This is a genomic window from Pontibacter sp. HJ8 (genome assembly GCF_054824225.1).
On the sequence record NZ_JSYF01000596.1, the window covers coordinates 1 to 748 of the forward strand.

At 53.6% G+C, this 748-nt stretch carries 1 protein-coding gene; it reads left to right on the top strand.

Annotated features, from left to right (window positions below):
• The coding region (locus tag OB13_RS19850; protein WP_461491924.1) for a cellulase family glycosylhydrolase at positions 1-748 on the top strand (748 nt) is incomplete at both ends.

Here is a 748-nt window from a genome sequence, read left to right on the forward strand (position 1 = left end):
TACCTGGTGTACAAACTGAAGCAGCGCAACATCAAGATCCTGATCACCCCTATCGCCTTCTGGGGACCGGGCTATCCGGAACCGGATATGAAAACCGGAGGCTTTTCGAGCATCTATACCAAGCAGCAGGCCGTGACGGAAGAAGCGGCCTTCCAAGCACAGGAACGGTACCTGGAGCAGTTTTTCAAACATGTGAACCCCTACACCAAACTCACCTACCAGAACGACCCGGATGTCATTGCGACCGAAGTAAACAACGAGCCGCATCATACAGGCCCAAAGGAGCGGGCTACGGAGTATGTCAACCGCATGGTGCAGGTGATCCGGAATACTGGCTGGACCAAACCGGTTTTCTACAACATCAGCGAGTCCCCCCGATATGCTGACGCGGTTGCCAAAGCCAATATAGATGGCGTGAGTTTTCAATGGTATCCTACAGGCCTGGTAGCGAACCGCACTCTCAAAGGAAATTACCTGCCGCATGTAGACAGGTATAGCATTCCTTTCGATACTATTCCGGCGTTTGCCGGTAAAGCCCGGATGGTCTATGAGTTTGATGCCGGCGACATTGCGCAACCCATCCTATACCCGGCCATGGCCCGCAGCTTCCGGGAAGCTGGTTTTCAGTGGGCGACCCAGTTTGCCTACGATCCGTTGGCAACTGCCTATGGCAATACCGAATACCAGACGCACTATGTAAACCTGGCCTATACGCCTTCCAAAGCGATCAGCCTGATGATCGCCTCCA